Genomic DNA, 2,515 nt, shown 5'->3' with positions numbered 1-2,515 from the left:
CCGTCCACTCATGACGGGCGGGACGCCCATCCCACAATAACAATTAAAATTGTAAGTTATTTAATTCGCGATCCTTAGTTAGCACGATGGGGGTTCTTCCTTTTTCAGATTGGACTATAAACCGCCCTCAAAACCCTAAAAATGAAGAATTGTAAAGTTTTATCAAGATGTTTGGGCATCTGAATTAAAATCTTCTCATAAAAAAGACTAGCTTTTAGCAGGCGCAAATTGTGGAAAAAGGTTTAAAACTCAGAATATGAGATCGATCTCGCTACTCTTACATGGTGCAATAAAATGTAACTTTTGATGCAAGAACCAGTAGCCTGAACTTTGTCGAAGGCCCAAGGCCCATCCGGCCAATGCCTTCGGAAAATCGCCTTCTTGGCGCTGCATCAAATCTTAAGTGCAATTACTTTCCTTGCACGAGAGCCGGAGCCTTCGAGCCAACATTTAGCTCCAAGGGTTACGCACCAGAACTTTGATAAACCGGGTTTTTTTACCGGGAGCGAGGGCGGCAACAAAGTGTTTTCGTTCATCAAACCCGGTTTCAGCGTCCGAGACTGAACTCGATCGAATGAATGCAGTCGCAACCAATGTTTAAAAGAGGCGATACTGCAAGTTGCGTGCAAAGCAGGGAGCTAACCGCAGTGATGGATCTCGATTGTTTACCTTACGGCGCAGGCCACGCACAGGAAGGGGTCTGTCTGCTAGTCCGAATGGGGCCGCACCGCATTTTACTCGACTGCGGTATAGAGGATATTGCACCGCTATCAGCGACACTAAATCGATCGCTGCCAGCCGATTTTGTGGTGTGTACCCACGCCCACTCCGATCATGCCAGAGGTTTGCTAGCACTCCATCAATCTTTCCCCCACTTGCCAATTTACGCCAGCGAAGTGACAGCGCGACTGCTACCGCTCAACTGGCCACAACTGGCTCAGCAGCCAGAGTCCCGGTTCTGTCAGGGACTGCCCTGGCAGTCGCCGCTCGAAGTGCGCCCAGGACTGAGCGTGCAGTTGTTCCCGTCGGGTCATTTGCCCGGAGCTGCGACTGTGCTGCTGACTTATGCAGCCCCGCACCGCACCTACACCGTCGTTTACACAGGCGACTTTTTCCTGTCCAATTCTCGTTTGGTGGAAGGTTTGCCCCTAGGAGAACTCAGGGGCATGAAGCCGGATGTGTTAATTTTGGAAGGCAGTTACGGCACGGCGCGCCACCCTCACCGCCGACAACTGGAAAATCAGTTAGCCGATCGCATCCACCGCGCCATCGCCGACGGGTACTCCGTACTGCTGCCCGCGCCGGCCCTTGGTTTGGGCCAAGAAATGCTGATGCTGCTCCGCAGTCACCACTACTTTACTGGCCGCGACTTGGATATTTGGGTAGATGGCACTGTCGCCGACGGGTGCGACGCTTATCTAGAACTGTTACCCCAATTTCCCACCGCCGTCCAAAATTTTGCTCTGCACCAACCTTTGTTTTGGGACGAAAGAGTGAAACCCCGCGTCCGTCGGCTGTCTGCCGAACAGCGCCCCGGATTGGGAGCCATGCCCTGTATTGTAATTACAGACAAGTTAGCTGATTTGGCTTTGTATATTGCCGATAGCACAAACCCTTGGATTTTGCTCGCCCCTCAAAAACCAGGATATCCCGTCAGCGACTGGCTGGGCAACAGACCCCAATTTGGAGTCACAAGTGTCGAAACTTATCTGCTAGCCGAACACTGCGACGGGCCGGGGACGACCCAACTCATCCACAATTTGCGTCCCCAGCACGTAATTTTAGTCCACGGTTCCCCTGCATATTTGGCTGACTTGGCTAACTTGGACGAGCTGCGAAACCGCTACCAGTTGCACACTCCGGCGGCTGGAACACTTGTCGAATTGCCGATCGGGGAAATGTTTTTGCAGCCCGCTATCCCAGAAACTAACTATGAGGGAGAACTCAGCGAATTGGGGACAGAGGTAGCAATTAGCTTGCCGAGTCCGATTACAGCCGATCCTCGGTGGGCCAATTTTGCCGATACCGGTTTGGTAGAAGCGCGCTGGCAAGGCGAAGAACTGGTACTGCGGGGCATCTCCCAGCGGGAACTCCTTTTTCAAGGCAGCGCCGTTCAGGCAAACCTCGAATGCTGCGGCAATTGCCAGCACTACCGCAGCCAGCGCTGTTGGAACCAGTCCAGTGCTTTGTTTGGCTTTAAAGTAACCCCCGACGGTTTCTGTCCCGTGTTTAAAGCGATACCGGAGTCCGAACTTTTCCTAGAAGATGGGGAAACAGACGGCGAATAAGCTGTCTGGCACCTCGAAACCAGCCCGCAGGCACAGAAAACAAAAGAACAGTCCTGGACGCACCCAGACAAAAAACCCGGTTTCAGCAGGGGTAAGCTGTCGCGTATTGAATTTTTAACTACCAGCCGGGAAGTCCCTCGGTATATTTAAAGGGGATTAATCTGAGCGCTGCGCGAAGTACCCCGAATAAATTACGCCCGCGTGATGAAAGGCTCGTCGGGTGTAGG

Annotated in this window: 1 protein-coding gene; it reads left to right on the top strand. The window is 52.4% G+C overall.

Annotated elements, in window-relative coordinates; translation table 11 throughout:
• Positions 1-650: 650 nt before the first annotated feature.
• On the top strand, positions 651-2,288 hold the full coding sequence (locus QT973_RS26860; protein WP_333051822.1) for an MBL fold metallo-hydrolase: 1,638 nt from the start codon (positions 651-653) through the stop codon (positions 2,286-2,288).
• The last annotated feature ends 227 nt before the right edge of the window (positions 2,289-2,515 follow it).

It is taken from the genome of Microcoleus sp. Z1_A1 (assembly GCF_036700305.1).
In the GTDB taxonomy this organism is placed as follows: Bacteria; Cyanobacteriota; Cyanobacteriia; order Cyanobacteriales; family Microcoleaceae; genus Microcoleus.
This window is presented reverse-complemented; position numbering and strand designations above follow the sequence as displayed.